Raw genomic sequence first — 15,903 nt, forward strand, 5'->3', positions numbered from 1 at the left:
CCTTTGCAGACTCTTGCAGCCTTTTGCAGGCTTTTACAGAGAAAACCGCTGTACGCGCCATCGTCGATATCACTATCAAACCGTTCAAGAGAGCCGTCATGAACCCTTTCCAGATTGCCCCGTCCATCCTGTCAGCCGATTTTGCCCGACTGGGCGAGGAAGTCGATAACGTACTGGCCGCCGGCGCCGACATTGTCCACTTCGATGTCATGGACAACCACTACGTACCCAACCTGACCATCGGCCCCATGGTCTGCGAAGCATTGCGTAAACACGGGGTTACCGCTCCAATTGACGTGCACCTGATGGTATCACCGGTAGACGACCTGATCCGGATGTTCATCGATGCCGGCGCCAGCTACATCACCTTCCACCCGGAAGCCTCCAATCACATTGACCGTTCCCTGCAGTTGATTCGTGAAGGCGGGTGCAAGGCGGGCCTGGTGTTCAATCCAGCCACGCCACTGCACTACATCGATCACGTGATGGATAAGCTGGACATGATCCTGCTGATGTCCGTAAACCCTGGTTTCGGCGGCCAGAAGTTTATTCCAGGCACTCTCGACAAACTGCGCGAAGCCCGCAAGCGCATCGATACCAGCGGTCGCAACATTCGCCTGGAAATCGACGGCGGTGTGAAAACCGACAACATCCGCGAGATCGCCGAAGCCGGCGCCGACACCTTTGTCGCCGGCTCCGCCATCTTCAACACTGACGACTACAAAGCCACCATCGACAAAATGCGGGCAGAGCTGGAACTGGCCAAGCAGAGTTCGAACCGATGAGCCTGGCGGGGTTGTTCAGCCAACGCTGGCCGGGAGTGGCCCTGTTCGACCTGGACGGCACCCTGGTTGACAGCGCCCCCGACCTGGCAGCGGCCATTGACGCTATGCTGGAACAGCTGGGTCGCCGCAAAGCCGGCGCTGACAATGTGCGCCAATGGGTGGGCAATGGCGCCAGCGTGCTGGTGCGGCGTGCCCTTGCCGGGCAAGCGGACTGGGAACCTGCAACCCCGAAGGACGACGCACTGTTCAATGACGCCCTGGCGATGTTCTACCATGCCTACGAAAACCTTAACGGCCAGCATGCCGTGCTCTACGACGGCGTGGAGGAATGTCTGACCCGTCTTGCCGACCACGGCTGCCGCATGGGCATCGTCACCAACAAGCCGGAACAGTTTGTGGCGCCGTTGCTCGAGCAGATGGGCATTGAACACTGGTTCGATATCAGCATCGGTGGAGACACCCTGCCGGTGCGCAAACCAGACCCGCAACCGTTGATCCATGCCATGACCGAGCTCGGCGGCACCCGGGGCACCACGGTGATGGTGGGCGATTCGGTCACCGACATCAGCGCGGCCCTGGCGGCGGGTATTCCTTCGGTGGCGGTACGCTACGGCTACAATTATGGGGCGCCCGTGGATTCGCTCGGTGCGGATGCCGTTGTTGATTCCCTGGCCCAGCTTTTGTAATCTCACAGGATATTGATTTGAAACCTTCAATTCGGGAGATTCCTGCCGTGCAGGGACTGAGTCTGATAACAGCGCAGGGCATACTGACAACCCGCGCAACACGATGGTGGCGATGGCGCACCGGCTGAATGCCGCCCGAACGTCCTCCATACAGATCAGATTCAGGAACCGTTATCATGACACCCGAGCAATTCGCCGAGCTCGCCAAGGCCGGCTTTAATCGTATCCCCGTATACCGCGAAGTCCTTGCCGACCTGGACACGCCCCTGAGCACCTATTTCAAGCTGGCCAGCGGGCCCTATTCCTACCTGTTTGAATCCGTCCAGGGCGGTGAAAAGTGGGGCCGCTATTCCATTATTGGTCTGCCAAGCCGGGAAGTTCTAAAGGTCCATGATCACACCGTCACCATTACCCGCGACGACGAGGTGATCGAAGAAACCACGGTCGACGATCCATTGGCCTTCGTCGAAGACTATCAGGCCCGCTTCAACGCGCCGGACCTGGAGGAATTGCCCCGCTTCAATGGTGGCCTGGTTGGCTATTTCGGTTATGACACCGTGCGCTACATCGAGAAGCGCCTGCGCAACACCTGCCCGCCGGACAAGATCGGCACGCCCGACATCCTGCTGATGGTGTCCGACGACGTGGTGGTGTTCGACAATCTGCGCGGCAAACTGCACCTGATTGTCCATGCCGACCCAAATCAGGAGGGCGCTTACGAACAGGCACTGCAGCGAATTGACGACCTGGAGTCCCGCTTGCACCGGCAGACGGCCAACGCGCCCCGCACACCGGAACATCTGCGCGGTAAAACCGTGGATGAGAGCGACTTCATCTCCGGGTTCAACCAGGAAAAATTCGAAGCGGCCGTGGGCCACATCAAGGAATACGTGCTGGACGGCGACGTGATGCAGACGGTGATCTCGCAACGCATGTCGATTCCATTCGAGGCACCACCGCTGAACCTGTATCGCTCGCTGAGGGTGCTGAACCCGTCCCCCTACATGTATTTCCTGGATCTGGGAGACTTCCAGATCGTCGGCTCATCGCCGGAAATCCTGGCGCGGGTGGAAGATGATGAAGTCACCGTGCGCCCCATCGCCGGCACCCGAAAGCGTGGCGCCACCGATGCCGAGGACCGGGCCATGGAAGCCGAACTGCTGGCCGACCCCAAGGAAATCGCCGAGCATCTGATGCTGATCGATCTGGGCCGCAACGACGCTGGCCGGGTGTCTGAAACCGGCACGGTAAAGCTGACGGACAAGATGATTGTGGAGCGCTATTCCCATGTGATGCACATCGTCTCCAACGTCACCGGCCGCCTGAAAGACAACACCAGTTGCCTGGACGTGCTGCGCGCCACCCTACCCGCCGGCACCCTGAGCGGTGCCCCCAAGATTCGCGCCATGGAAATCATCGACGAACTGGAGCCGGTGAAGCGCGGCGTCTACGGCGGTGCCGTGGGTTACCTGTCGTTTAATGGCAACATGGATACCGCCATTGCCATCCGCACGGCGGTAATCAAAGACAACACCCTGCATATTCAGGCAGGGGCCGGCGTGGTGGCCGACTCGGTGCCCCGCCTTGAGTGGAAGGAAACCATGAACAAGGGCCGCGCGATTTTCCGCGCCGTCGCCATGACCTACAACGATTTCGACCACTGAGGCGGAGGATAAGATTATGTTGCTGATGATCGATAACTACGACTCCTTCACCTACAACGTGGTGCAGTACCTGGCCGAGTTGGGCGAAGATGTTCATGTCTACCGCAACGACGAGATCACCGTGGAGGGCATCGAAGCCCTGAAACCGGAGCGCCTCGTTGTCTCTCCCGGCCCCTGCACGCCCAACGAGGCAGGCATTTCCATGGCCACCATTCGCCACTTTGCCGGCAAGTTGCCGATTCTGGGCGTTTGCCTCGGCCACCAGGCCATCGGGCAGGTATACGGCGGGAAGGTTATTCGCGCCGGGCAGGTGATGCACGGCAAGGTATCTGCGGTCTACCATAAGGACCAGGGCATTTTCCGTGGCCTGAGCAACCCGCTGAAGGCGACCCGCTATCACAGCCTGGTGATCGACAAAGACACCCTTCCGGATTGCCTTGAAGTCACTGCATGGACTCGCAATGACGATGGCTCGGTGGAAGAAATAATGGGTGTTCGGCACAAAACACTGCCCATCGAAGGTGTACAGTTCCATCCAGAGTCTATTATGACGGAACAGGGCCATGAGCTGCTGCGCAACTTTCTGAAGACACGATAAGAGGCCACCACATGGACATGAAAGAAGCACTGAACCGCATCGCCTCCAACCTGGACCTGTCCACGGAGGAGATGAAGGGCGTTATGCGCATCGTCATGAAGGGTGAAGCCACCGATGCGCAGATTGGGGCCTTTCTCATGGGGCTGCGCATCAAGAGCGAAACCATTGACGAAATCACCGGCGCCACCGAAGTCATGCGGGAACTGGCCACCCGCGTGACGGTCAACGCCGACCCACTGGTGGATATCGTGGGCACCGGCGGTGACGGTGCCAATCTGTTCAACGTATCCACCGCGGCGTCTTTTGTGGTCGCCGCAGCCGGTGGCTTTGTGGCCAAGCATGGCAACCGTGCCGTGTCCTCCAAGAGCGGCAGCGCGGACCTGCTGGAAAAGCTGGGTATCAACCTGCAGATGGCGCCTGAGGAGGTTGCACGCTGCGTGGAGGAGATCGGCGTTGGCTTCATGTTCGCCCCGGCCCATCATGGCGCCATGAAACACGCCATTGGCCCGCGCAAGGAACTGGGTTGCCGTACCATATTCAATATTCTTGGCCCCATGACCAACCCGGCCAGCGTCAAGCGCCAGTTGATCGGTGTGTTCACGAAAGAGCTGTGTCGCCCCATGGCGGAGGTTCTGCACCGCCTGGGCGCCGAACACATTATGGTGGTGCACTCGAAGGATGGCCTGGACGAAATCAGCCTGGCCAGCGCCACCCATGTGGCGGAGCTGAAAAACGGCGAAGTCACTGAGTACGACATCACGCCGGAAGACCTGGGCATCAAGAGCCAGGCGCTGGTTGGTCTCACGGTGGATACCGCCGAGGACTCCCTGAAACTCATCCGTGCCGCGTTCGGTCGTGGTCATGATGAAATGGCTGAGAAAGCGCGGGATCTTATCGCCCTGAACGCCGGCGCAGCAATTTATGTGGCAGGCCTGGCGAAGACGACGGCGGAAGGCGTGGAGATGGCGCTGGACGCCATGGGCTCAGGCTTGGCAGCCGGCAAGATGTCCGAGCTTGCTGACTTTTCGCAGTGTTTCTAATACGAGCCTGACAATGACTGACAGACATCTGGACAAGACGCCTACCATCCTGCGAAAGATCGTTGATCGGAAGTGGGAGGAAATTGATGAGCGTACGCGCAGGGTTTCTATTGGCGATCGGAAGGCCATGGCTGGCAATCAACCGCCAGCGCGGGGCTTTGCGAGCGCCCTTCGCCGACGCATCGAACAGCAAACGCCTGCGGTCATTGCCGAGATCAAAAAAGCCTCCCCCAGCAAAGGCATTCTCCGCGATCCGTTTGTTCCCGAGGCCATCGCCGAAAGCTATGAAAAAGGCGGTGCCGCCTGCCTGTCAGTACTCACTGACAAGGATTTCTTCCAGGGTCATGAAGACTACCTCCAAGCCGCCCGCGCCGCCTGCAGCCTGCCGGTCATCCGCAAGGACTTCATGGTGGCGCCGTATCAGGTCTACGAGAGCCGGGCTATTGGCGCCGACTGCATCCTGCTGATCGCCGCCTGCCTGACCAGGGACCAGATGCAGGAGCTGGAAGGCATTGCCCATGAAATTGGCCTGGACGTGCTGGTCGAGGTTCACGACGGCGAGGAAATGGACGATGCCCTCACCCTGAAAACACCGCTGGTGGGCATCAACAACCGCAACCTGCACACCTTTGAGGTCTCACTGGATACCACCTTCGACCTTCATGAACGGATTTCGGCCGACCGCCTGACGATCACCGAAAGTGGCATCATGACCCGGGCCGATGTGGAGACCATGACCAACCGGGGTATCTACGGCTTCCTGGTGGGCGAGTCCTTCATGCGGGCCGAAGAACCTGGCAAGAAACTGCAGGAGCTGTTTTTTTAGGAGGGCTTACGCAAAGCTCGAACAAGTCAGCGGGCATGGGTTGAGCACGGACTAATCCTCAGCCAACGCCTCCTGCAGCAACGCCAGCAAATGCGCCGGCATCCCTTCGGCCAGCTTCAGCGCGGCTTCATGCCCACGCGGAGACATCTTGCCCCAGGTACGGCGGACAATGCGCAGCCATTTCTCCCGGTCGTAATCGGCTTTTTCCTCATAGAAATCCGCGAAATAGCGTTCCAGGAATACCATGCAGGCAACGTCTTCCAGCAGCTGTGTGTCTGCGTCCTTGCGCAACTCCCGCTTGGTCAGGATGGTTTCCACCTTCTGGCATTCTTCCTGTGGGTAGCCACATTCCTCCATGATTCCGGCGGCCCGGCGGCCATGCATGCGGCCGCAGGCCTGGCGCCATTCGTAATAGGCCTTGCGACCTTCCGGGAAATCGCTACGGGGGATGGTCCAGCGCTCGATGTGCTGGGCGCGGCAGGCAATCTGCATGCGTTCGGAGGGCTGCGGCTCAAGCTCAAACAGCCAGCGGGTCATGTGCTGGCTGTAGGCGTATTCCTTGGGCAAGGGTATTCCGCCAACCTGCTCGATGTTGGGGTCTGCACGGTTGGCGGTATCGATTCTATCAAGAGCACAGGCCAGTGGGGTCTGTTGGGTCATCGGGTCATACCTGGGCGGAAGGACGTTGCTTGATGCGATCATACCAGGCCTGGAGGTTGGCCTGCTCCGGCTTGATGCGAATATCCACCACACGGGCGAAGGCCACCGTGGTAAAGGCATTAATATCCGCGGCCGTGAACCGGTCGCAACAGATGTATTCCCTGCCATCCAGATGCTTGTTCAGGAAGTGCATGAATTTTTCCACCGAGGTGCGGCACTCCTCACCCCATTCCTTGATCGGGTTCATGCGGTCCTTGAAATAGCCGCTGGTGTGCTGAAAACACATACCGGTGGGCAGGAAAAAGGAGAACTCGATCCACCGCAGCCACTGTTCCACCTGCGCTTTCTCCAACGCCGTGTCCCCGAGCAGGGTTGGCGCATCCGGATAGCTTTCTTCGAAATAGCGGCAAATTGCCATGGTTTCGGCGATGCAGGTGCCGTCGTCCAGTTCCATCACGGGTACTTTCTTCATCGGGTTCCTGGCCGCGTACTCCGGCGTCAGGTTCTCACCCTTCTGCAGATCGATCTCAACAAACTCGGCCTTGTCCAACAGGCCCTTTTCAGACATGAACATCCTTACCCGGCGTGGGTTGGGCGCTGTCTTGGTCTCAAAGATTTTCATTGTTATCGACTCCAATCCAAATAAGTATCTCGGGGTGAATCTGAGGAATTGTGTAGAAGACTGCCGCGGAACACCGGTTGCGTCAAGCAACCGTAATCATTTGGGCAGCCAGTTTTTTATCTGCTGGATGACCCATTCAGGGTCGTCCATTGGCAGGTCATGGCCGGCGGACGAATGAACTTTCAGCGTCCATTGCCAACGCTGCTCAAACACCTTACTGCAGCTCCAATGGACAATACGGTCACCCTTGCTGGCGAGTACAAGTGCGTTCGGCAGAGGGCGTTGAGGCAGGGGTTTGTAGGCCATCGCCGCTTTCATCTGGGCATAGGCGTTGGCATAGCTGACTGGCCGCTGGCGCTGGATGCTGTACCAGTGTTTCATGACATCGAGGTCGACCGGTCGATTGCTCGTCAACCGCAGAATATCCACCTCACGATCGAACAGTTCCCGGCGCGTCAGGAGGCGAACGATACGAGGCCAGGCCCCCGGACGCATCCGTCGCCAGGGCAGGCTGAATCCGGAACTCGTGTTGATCAGCACCAGGTTCTGAATTTCACCCTCGGTGACATGCTGAGCCCAGTCCAGGGCGACCATCCCGCCCATGGACAAAGCGATGAGATTGTATGGCGCTGGAATGTGACCAACACTGCGGCGAACCTTCTCCCGGATCTCCGCGATACGGTCAGGGCTGGGATCCTTGAAGTGCACGCCCGTGCCCGGAAGATCAACCAGATGGAACTGATGACCGGGAAAGGCTTCCTCAAGCCTGTGGGGAAAAGAGCCCCAGTGTGACTGCTCCCGGGTCAGTCCGCGCAACAGAATCCAGTGCATTGTCAGTGATGATCCCTGTACCAGTGGGCGATGGCGGCCTCCCTTAGCATGGACGCCTCATCCGAGTGCGGCAACCAGTTTTCGTGATGGGCGGCGGCGCTGACCAGGAAATCGATAAAGGTCAGGTGACTTCGCAGTACGCGCCGATGGCGATGGGGTACCAGCGGATTGAAAAAGCCGTCCAGTCGCAGCAACTGTCGTGGGCGCTTCTTGATCCATCGCCAGGAGCCCAGTTCCAGGGTAAGGGGAATAAAGGCGCCCTCACCGCTGCGGTTGATCTTCTTGTAGAAATAGTCCCACAGATCACCGTGGGTCAGGTAATGACGGGACTGGGGCTCGAAGCGATAGTTGTGTTCCGGCCATGCCTGCTCCCAGATCAGCTTCAATGCCATCACCGATTCGATCCGTCGCATGGGGCGACGACGGTAGGCATAGGGGAACCAGATCTGGTCCTGCCAGCCGAAACCGGAATGACAGTCCAGCGCGACACTGAAAGGACGGCCTGGCAGGAGCTCCGAGATCACCGACTCAAGGGCCTGGTTCTCCGCTTCCATACCCTGCTCGGGATCACCAATGAACCACGGCAGGCGCGGGGAGAAGCGCTGCCCGCCCAACAGGAACGCACTGCGGTCCTGGGCGGTGATCGGTGCGTTGCGCATCAGGTCGACCCCGTTGGGATTGCTGCGCTGATTCAGATACATGCCGCCGGGGTTGAGGATGGGCAGCAGGGTAACCCGCACTTTTTTCAGCAGGGCCTGGAGATGCCCGTCCCAGGACATCCTTGCCAGCAGATTGCGCAACCAGGCCATGACGACTTCGCTGCCGATGCGTTCAAGACCGTGAACGCCACCCACCAGCATCACCACTGGCGCATCGGGTGCCTCGCTGCCGAGGTCAACCCGGTAGATCGGCAGGTCAATGTGTTTCATCGCAACCCGAGAGAGCGTCTTCACAGTAACCTGTCCCGGCGCTTCCGCCAGCACACGCTCAAGACGAATCATCTCCGGCAGAAAGGTTCTCAGCAGATGGCGTTGGCGGCTATCCCGACGGGCCTGTTCGGCAGGAATAGCAGAATGGGGGGTCAGTTTGCGCAATTCGGTCATGGGGCTCTCCCGTTTCAGACAACCCTTCAAACTACTGCTGAATTGCTTCAATTCGTTGACACTGGGGCTCAAAACACCGGAAAGCATGTGCATTTTCTGGCGACATTTTACATGAATGGCTTGTAACTCACGCTCAGGGCGTTACTCTTAAATATACGTAGTAACCGAGGTCACAACATTTGTCTTGCCCTCTGAAAACGCAGTATCAATACGGCGTATTCACCTCTAGAGCGGTCTTCAGAACCGCTCCAGCGGATCTGTTTCCGCGTATTTTCAAAATCCATAAGGAGAACCAATCATGCGAAAGCTAACGCCAGTCGCGCTGCTTTGCGCGATGTCCGTGCCTGCACTTGCCCAGGCCGATTGCGGTGAAGTTTCCATCACCGAAATGGGCTGGGCATCCAACACAGTTGTCACCAGCGTTGCCAAATTCATCATGGAGCAGGGGTACGGCTGTGATGTCACCGTGGTTCCCTCCGACACCGTCCCCGCTGTTACCTCGGTCGCCGAAAATGGTGAACCGGACATCGTTACCGAACTGTGGCTCAACTCCGCAGGTGAGGCCTACCTGGAACTGGAAGAACAGGGCAAGATCGAGCGTCTGACCAAAGTATTGGAGCCCGGTGGCGTTGAAGGCTGGTGGATTCCAACCTACCTGGCCGAGAAGTACCCCGAATTGACCACCATCGAAGGTGTCATGGCTAATCCGGAACTGGTGGACAACCGCTTCAACAATTGCCCAAGTGGCTGGGGTTGTCGTGTGGTCAGTGACAACCTGGTTAGGGCGCTCGACCTGGAAAGCTCTGGCATTGAGGTGTTCAACCACGGTTCCGGTGAAACCCTGGCCTCGTCCATGGCCTCTGCCGTGCAGTCTGAAGAGCCCTGGTTTGGCTATTACTGGGGCCCCACTGTCCCGCTCGGCAAGTTCGACATGACCCGCGTCGAACTGGGTGACTACAAGCCGGAGGTTCACACCCGTAACCAGACCCAGGATGCGGACAACCCTGGCGTGTCTGAATTTCCCGCCGCCACCGTACTGACGTCCGTGACCACGGACTTCAAGGATCGTGAGCCGGAAGTTGCGGAAATGCTCAGCAAGCTGACATTCAAAACCGACACCATGAGCGCCCTGTTGGCGTGGATGGATTCCAACAACGCGTCGGCAGAAGAAGCGGCCGTGTATTTCCTGAGCAACAACAGCGACGAGTGGTCAAGCTGGCTGAACGATTCGGCCAAGAAACGCCTGGCTTCGGTGCTGGGAGAGTAATCTCTCCACCTACCCTGACAGGGCCGTCTCCCGGCCCTGTCAAACCGAACAGGCGAACTCACATTACCCATTTTCATCTGAACGCTTCTGGGAACTGACCGCAAATGGCGACCTACGATTTCGTGTTTTCATCACTGGGTCTGGAAGACTGGTGCTCTGACGGCCAAAGTGATGCCCCCATGTCAATGGCGGCGTTGCTGCAAAAAACCAAAGGAACGGACGCCGAAGCAGAGTCACTATGGGACCTGCCTTTTCCATCCATGGACGCGCTTAACGAGTCCTGCGCGGCCTTCCCCAAATCCAGGGAACTGACAAAAGGTCTTGAAGAGGGCTTCCTGTCCATCAAGGACAGTCTGAGTGTTGTTCTGGACCCTTTGACTCAACCACTAAGCTGGTTTCTGGACGGGACACTCTACGGCATGCTGAACACGCCCTGGTGGATCGTGATACCGGCGCTGCTGGCCGTGGTGTTTGTCGTCACCAAATCCTGGAAACTGGTGGGATTTGTGGCGGGCAGCCTGGTTCTGCTGGCCTTTATTGACTACTACCAGTATGCGATGGAGACGCTGTCGATCATCTTTGTCTGCGCGTTCCTCTGTGTGCTGCTGGGCGTGCCCATCGGCATTGCCATGTCCCGCAGCGACATGATGCAGCGTCTGACCATTCCCGTGCTCGACATGCTGCAGACACTGCCGCCCTTTGTGTACCTGATTCCGCTGATCTTCCTGTTCAGCGTGACCGAGTCCAAGCTCTACGGCATTGCCATCATCCTGTACGCCATTGTGCCGGTCATCCGTCTCACCAACCTGGGTATCCGCCTGGTGGACAAGGATGTAATCGAAGCCGCTGACGCCTTCGGGATGACCAGCCACCAGAAACTCTTCAAGGTCCAGATTCCACTGGCGCTGCCCAACATCATGGCGGGTGTAAACCAGACCATTATGATGAGCCTGGCCATGGTTGTTATCGCTTCCCTGGTGTCGGCACCGGGGCTCGGGGTGCTGGTGCTTCAGGGCATTCGCAACCTGGAGCTGGGTGTCGGGCTGGTTGCCGGCCTTGGCATCGTGATTCTGGCGGTGATCCTTGACCGGGTAACCAAGGCCTCACTGGCGCGCATCAACGCCTCACAGAAACAGTAAGGGAGCGAATCGTGGACCGGGATATCAAGATTTCCATCCGGAACCTCTACAAGATTTTCGGCCCCATTCCCGATGTCGCCCTGGCGTATGTGCGCCGGGGTATGGGAAAGGCCGAACTGCTGGAAAAGCATAACCACGTACTGGGTCTCCAGGATATCAACGTGGATATGCGAGAAGGCGAGATCACCGTCATCATGGGTCTGTCGGGCTCAGGCAAGTCCACGTTGATACGCCATCTCAACCGGCTGATCGAACCCACTGCTGGTGAGATCAAGGTGGATGGCAAAAACGTACTCGCCTTCGACGAGGACGGATTGCGGAAGCTGCGGCGTGAACAAATGTCGATGGTTTTCCAGAAATTCGCCCTGCTCCCCCACAAGACGGTGCTGGAGAACGCCGGCATGGCGCTGCTGGTAAGAGGCCATACGGTGCGGGACTTCGAGGACGAAGCCAAGAAATGGCTCGCCCGGGTGGGGCTGGAAGGCAACGAAAACCAATACCCGCACCAGCTATCCGGCGGTATGCAGCAGCGCGTGGGCATTGCCCGGGCACTCGCATCCAACTCGCCCGTGATGCTGATGGACGAGGCCTTCTCCGCCCTGGACCCGCTGATTCGCTCCGACATGCAGGACCTGCTGCTGGAGTTGCAGGAGGAACTGAAGAAAACCGTGGTGTTCATCACCCACGATCTGGACGAGGCGCTAAAGCTGGCGGACCACCTGGTTATCCTCAAGGACGGACACATCGTCCAGCAGGGCGAACCCCAGGAAATTCTCATGCATCCCAACGATCCGTACATTACGGATTTCATCAGCGACATCAATCGTGCACGGGTTCTGAGAGTGCGTTCCGTGATGGCAAAAACCACGGAACCTCCCGCTGACAGTGCCGGCGACATTTCCGATCGGGACAACCTGGAGTCGGTGATCGCAAGATCCGACGGCGATACCGACCTTGTCTATCGGGTGGTCAAAAAAGGCAACCAGGTAGGCATTCTCGAGATGAAAGAACTGGTCAAGGCACTGGTGCCGGTCGATGCATCGGAAGGAGACAATCGCAGCCGTTACTGATCGGGGGCCATCCCGGTGGAGGTGGGCTCCTGGATGACAGCAGCGTGACAGACGGGCTATTATAAATAGGTCGCCGTAGCTTCGCGGTGCCCCAGACAACGATCATGCCCAGACTGGCAGTGGCTCTACTAACCGTACTCCTGTTGCACGGCTGCTCACCTCCTCCTGACGAAGAGAGCCCTTCTTCAGACGTCGACACGCAGACGCCAACCAATGAGGCCCTGTCCGCTGCCCTTTCCAATACGACACCCCGGCCCCGGACGATCGTTATCGCATCCGATCCCTGGTGCCCCCATAACTGCGAAGCGGGGAGCGATCGCGAGGGCTACATGGTGGACATTGCCCGCGAGGTCCTTGGCGAAGCCGGCTATACCGTGGAGTACGTCAACGTTAGCTGGGCACGGGCGCTGCAATTAACGCGTGAAGGTCAACTGGACGCAGTGGTCGGTGCCTTCACAACCGATGCCCCGGATTTCGTGTTCCCAGACACCCCCCAGGGGCGCTCAGCCATTGCGCTGTTTACCCACCCTGACAACCGCTGGGTATACGACGGCCTGGCGTCGCTCCATAACCAGAAGCTGCTGGTCATCAATGGGTACTCCTATACCGATGAGCTGGACCAGTACATTGAGGAGCATCAGGCCAACCCGGAACGAATCTGGGTGATCGCGGGGCCGTCACCCCTTGATCGGGCCATCTACCTGCTGGACCAACACCGTACTGACATTTTTGCGGAAGATATCTACGTGATGGCCTGGTGGGAAATGAACAACAACGACACTGTCCCCGCGCCACGGCAAGCAGGGTTGGTCGACGAAATCGATGCCTTCGTCGCGTTTTCCCCGGTACGGGAAGACGCAAAAGAACTTGCGAAACTCTTAACGGAAGGCACCCGACAACTCATGGACAGCGGCCGGGTACAGCAGATCCTGGACCAGTACGGACTCAGTCTGTGGACTGAAATGCCCTGATCAGACGTCCATCTCCGGTCACCAGCAGCAACTCACCGTGCCGGCCAATGTCGAAGCGTCGAACCTCACCCAACAGCAACAGGAATCGGTCTTCCTGGTTCATCAGCGCCGGGGCACAAGCCTTTTTGGTGGACGCCATACGGGTAAACTCAAGGCCCTCGCCAGTCAGGTTCCATCCGCCGCTGAACTGATTGCAGGACGCACGCCCGGAAACACGCTGGTCCTCCTGAAAGTTCAGTGTGACCCGGGAGCTGTCAACAATGCCGCGACCTCCGATATCCTCAACAACCCATTCAGGCCCCAGAAACAACTCTTCGGGGTCACCCCCGCAGCCGCTGGTTGCCTCGCCGTTTATGGCAAGACGAACCTGGCGGGGATAAGGCATGCCAGACATGGAGTCGCGACATAACTGGCTGGCCGCTTTGAGCTCAATCCGAATGCCATCGCCCTCAGCGCGAAAAGTCCGCTCGGTGGGGCTTTGCTCAACCATGTCATAACGCAATGCGACCGGCTCCACACCCATTCGCTCCACCTCCAGTTGCCCTGGCTCGACGATCACCCGCCAGAACGGTTCATTCCCCCGGGCAACAAAAGGCTGTTCAATGGGTCCCGGAGCAAAACACGGGGGCAGCGCCTGGCTACAGGCCTTGACCGCTTCCTCCTGACTACCCTCACCAGGGCCAGACGCGCAGCCGGCAATTAGTCCAAGCATGACCAACGTCAGCGGCCACAACGCAGCGATTCCTTTCATTGTCTATTCCTCATTCCCTGTGGTTGTAACAGTTGCAGATTATCCATGATGGCTGCCGATTTTAAAGCAGAGCCGTTACCATTTCCTGTCTTAAAGCATTACGCTTAGGCCATCAAAACACCCGGGAGCATTCCACGTCATGGCGATAAAACTCTACCAGTTTGCTATTTCACACTACTGCGAAAAGGCTCGCTGGGCCCTGGATCACAAAGGTCTGAGCTACGAAGCCATCAGCCTTCTGCCCGGCCAGCACATCAACACCATCCGCAAACTGACGGGCGCTGATTCATCGGTACCGGTACTGGACCATGACGGTCACCGGGTTCAGGGATCGAAAGCCATCATTGACTATCTGGACGACACGTTTCCCGAAGACCCGCTGACGCCGACCGACCCGCAGGCCCGCGAGGCCGCGCTGTCCTGGGAACAGCGGCTGGACGACGAAGCCGGCCCCAGCGTGCGCTGTTACTCCTACCACCACTTCCTGCAACGCCCCAAGGTGGTCGTTCCCATGCTGGCTGCGGGCACGCCCTTCTACAATCGGATTCTACTGAGACTGGCCTTCAGCCGGGTGGACGAGGTCATGCGCAAATGGATGAAGATCAACGAGAAAACCGCCGCGCAGTCGCGGGAAACCATGGAGCGCTACCTGACCGAACTGGCGAATGCCTACCAGGAGAAGCCCTACCTGGCTGGAGACAGCTTTTCCCGCGCCGACCTCGCCGCGGCCTCCTTGTTCGCACCCATGTTCCAGCCCGGCCAATACCCGGTGCCCTGGCCCAAACCGGCGAAAATCCCCAAAGACATACAGGCCTGGTTGGATCAATGGCAGCCACAGATCCACACGCTGGAAAAGGTCTATGCTGCTAATCGCTGAGCCACTGACGGCGCTCTCGGCCGGGTGAATTGCCGGTCCAGCGGCGGTAGGCCCGGGTAAAAGCACTTTGCTCGGAAAAGCCCAACAGCAGAGCAATGTCGGTCAGCGTCAGTGAGGTGTCGTCCAGGTACTGTCGCGCCAGCTGTTCCCGGTTCCGATCGAGCCACTGCTGCCAGCTCAACTGATACCGGGCCAGGCGTCGCTGCAGCGTTCGCGGTGACATGTGCATGGCATGGGATGCACGCGCAAGGGTGGGCTCGCCATCAGACAACAGTTTCAGCAGTACCTGCTGTAGCTGGCGATCAATGCCCGAGCCCGCCTGTGACGCCTCCGGCAACGCCCGCAGCAGGGCACGGGCCTGCCGGTCCAGCAACTCGCGAAGTGTCGGGTCTCGCCGGGGCATGGGCAGGCTGAGGTAATGCAGCGGAAACCGGACTCGCACATGGCTGTCGTTCCAGGTCACCGAGCAGCCAAAAAACCGTTCGTATTCCCTGGCCGCCTCAGCACTGACGTCACCCAGAAAACTCACTAGCGAGGGCGGAGGGGGCTGATCAATCTGGCGACGCATAAAGGTCACCAATGCTGCAATTGCAGCGCCGTCCGCCTGCTGGCCAAGCTCATTCTCCGAGGGCGGCCAGCGCATTTCCGCCTGATCACCGACGACCTCGATTTCCGCCAGGCTGGCACCATAAAACAGGGTTTCGTAGCGCTGGTAGGCCAACATGGCCTCGCCGAGGGTGTCGGACGCCAGCACCAGATAGCCGAGCACACCCACATGGGCAGGACGCACACAGGCCCCCACCTTTAGCTCGGGAGCGGCATACTGAGGCGCCAGAGCCAGTCCCTGCGCCAGCAGGTCACGCCACACCGGCACCGGTACGTTGTCTTCCGACGCCCAGCGCGCCAGCGCTATCCTGACCGGGGCATTCTCCAGTCCCTCCTGTTCAAGCCAGTCCGATAGCAGTCCCGTCCAGGCACCGGTTACCCGCATTACCTTGGCCATGGTTCACCGT

17 protein-coding genes are annotated in these 15,903 nt (G+C 58.8%); 11 read left to right on the forward strand and 6 right to left on the reverse strand.

What is annotated here, in order from left to right:
• Positions 1-98 precede the first annotated feature (98 nt).
• From rpe to trpC, 6 genes are all read left to right on the forward strand, one after another.
• A complete protein-coding gene (gene rpe, locus JJO78_RS14575; protein ID WP_036210966.1) occupies positions 99-785 on the forward strand; it encodes a ribulose-phosphate 3-epimerase in 687 nt (228 codons plus the stop codon).
• Positions 782-1,471 carry a phosphoglycolate phosphatase gene (locus JJO78_RS14580; RefSeq protein WP_036210963.1) on the forward strand — a complete coding sequence of 230 codons (690 nt, stop codon included), beginning with the start codon at positions 782-784 and terminating at the stop codon, positions 1,469-1,471. Before rpe ends, JJO78_RS14580 begins: the two co-directional genes overlap by 4 nt.
• A 176-nt stretch (positions 1,472-1,647) precedes the next feature.
• Positions 1,648-3,135 carry an anthranilate synthase component I gene (trpE, locus tag JJO78_RS14585; protein WP_041332532.1) on the forward strand — a complete coding sequence of 496 codons (1,488 nt, stop codon included), beginning with the start codon at positions 1,648-1,650 and terminating at the stop codon, positions 3,133-3,135.
• A 16-nt stretch (positions 3,136-3,151) separates the two neighbouring features.
• A complete protein-coding gene (locus tag JJO78_RS14590; RefSeq protein WP_036210957.1) occupies positions 3,152-3,733 on the forward strand; it encodes an aminodeoxychorismate/anthranilate synthase component II in 582 nt (193 codons plus the stop codon).
• A gap of 11 nt (positions 3,734-3,744) precedes the next feature.
• Positions 3,745-4,773, forward strand: coding sequence for an anthranilate phosphoribosyltransferase (trpD, locus tag JJO78_RS14595; RefSeq protein WP_075194228.1), 1,029 nt, complete (start codon positions 3,745-3,747; stop codon positions 4,771-4,773).
• Positions 4,774-4,786: 13 nt separating this feature from the next.
• Positions 4,787-5,599, forward strand: a complete 813-nt coding sequence (trpC, locus tag JJO78_RS14600; protein WP_075194227.1) for an indole-3-glycerol phosphate synthase TrpC — start codon at positions 4,787-4,789, stop codon at positions 5,597-5,599.
• Between the two features lie 51 nt (positions 5,600-5,650).
• Here the strand turns inward: trpC and JJO78_RS14605 are convergent, their stop codons facing one another.
• The 4 genes from JJO78_RS14605 to JJO78_RS14620 all read right to left on the reverse strand — a co-directional run bounded on the left by JJO78_RS14605 (position 5,651) and on the right by JJO78_RS14620 (position 8,815).
• Complete coding sequence (locus JJO78_RS14605) at positions 5,651-6,259, reverse strand: DUF4202 domain-containing protein (RefSeq protein WP_075194226.1); 609 nt, start codon at positions 6,257-6,259, stop codon at positions 5,651-5,653.
• Positions 6,260-6,263: 4 nt separating this feature from the next.
• The gene (locus JJO78_RS14610) at positions 6,264-6,881 is read right to left on the reverse strand and encodes a glutathione S-transferase family protein (protein WP_036210943.1); all 618 of its coding nucleotides are present in this window, start codon (positions 6,879-6,881) and stop codon (positions 6,264-6,266) included.
• 96 nt (positions 6,882-6,977) lie between these two features.
• A complete protein-coding gene (locus JJO78_RS14615) occupies positions 6,978-7,712 on the reverse strand; it encodes an alpha/beta fold hydrolase (protein WP_036210941.1) in 735 nt (244 codons plus the stop codon).
• A gap of 2 nt (positions 7,713-7,714) precedes the next feature.
• Positions 7,715-8,815: a M14 family zinc carboxypeptidase gene (locus JJO78_RS14620; RefSeq protein WP_036210939.1), complete on the reverse strand. Its 1,101-nt coding sequence runs from the start codon at positions 8,813-8,815 to the stop codon at positions 7,715-7,717.
• A gap of 298 nt (positions 8,816-9,113) precedes the next feature.
• Here JJO78_RS14620 and JJO78_RS14625 point away from each other — a divergent pair, with 298 nt between their 5' ends.
• The 4 genes from JJO78_RS14625 (at position 9,114) to JJO78_RS14640 (ending at position 13,262) form a co-directional block, all read left to right on the forward strand.
• Positions 9,114-10,082, forward strand: a complete 969-nt coding sequence (locus JJO78_RS14625; protein ID WP_075194225.1) for an ABC transporter substrate-binding protein — start codon at positions 9,114-9,116, stop codon at positions 10,080-10,082.
• A 104-nt stretch (positions 10,083-10,186) separates the two neighbouring features.
• Positions 10,187-11,221: an ABC transporter permease gene (locus JJO78_RS14630; RefSeq protein ID WP_075194224.1), complete on the forward strand. Its 1,035-nt coding sequence runs from the start codon at positions 10,187-10,189 to the stop codon at positions 11,219-11,221.
• An 11-nt stretch (positions 11,222-11,232) separates the two neighbouring features.
• Positions 11,233-12,291, forward strand: a complete 1,059-nt coding sequence (locus tag JJO78_RS14635) for a betaine/proline/choline family ABC transporter ATP-binding protein (protein WP_036210930.1) — start codon at positions 11,233-11,235, stop codon at positions 12,289-12,291.
• Between the two features lie 104 nt (positions 12,292-12,395).
• Entirely contained in the window at positions 12,396-13,262 is an 867-nt protein-coding gene (locus JJO78_RS14640) for a substrate-binding periplasmic protein (protein ID WP_036210927.1), read from the forward strand.
• Here the strand turns inward: JJO78_RS14640 and JJO78_RS14645 are convergent.
• Positions 13,237-14,013: an META domain-containing protein gene (locus JJO78_RS14645; protein WP_083637115.1), complete on the reverse strand. Its 777-nt coding sequence runs from the start codon at positions 14,011-14,013 to the stop codon at positions 13,237-13,239. The two genes, JJO78_RS14640 and JJO78_RS14645, sit on opposite strands and share 26 nt — an antisense overlap.
• A gap of 139 nt (positions 14,014-14,152) precedes the next feature.
• Here JJO78_RS14645 and JJO78_RS14650 point away from each other — a divergent pair, with 139 nt between their 5' ends.
• Positions 14,153-14,890 carry a glutathione S-transferase family protein gene (locus tag JJO78_RS14650; RefSeq protein WP_075194223.1) on the forward strand — a complete coding sequence of 246 codons (738 nt, stop codon included), beginning with the start codon at positions 14,153-14,155 and terminating at the stop codon, positions 14,888-14,890.
• On the opposite strand, the gene JJO78_RS14655 is transcribed toward JJO78_RS14650, so the two are convergent.
• The gene (locus tag JJO78_RS14655; RefSeq protein ID WP_041332521.1) at positions 14,880-15,893 is read right to left on the reverse strand and encodes a helix-turn-helix domain-containing protein; all 1,014 of its coding nucleotides are present in this window, start codon (positions 15,891-15,893) and stop codon (positions 14,880-14,882) included. The two genes, JJO78_RS14650 and JJO78_RS14655, sit on opposite strands and share 11 nt — an antisense overlap.
• Between the last annotated feature and the right edge of the window lie 10 nt (positions 15,894-15,903).

Source organism: Marinobacter sp. DS40M6 (assembly GCF_028581595.1).
Lineage (GTDB): Bacteria > Pseudomonadota > Gammaproteobacteria > Pseudomonadales > Oleiphilaceae > Marinobacter > Marinobacter salarius.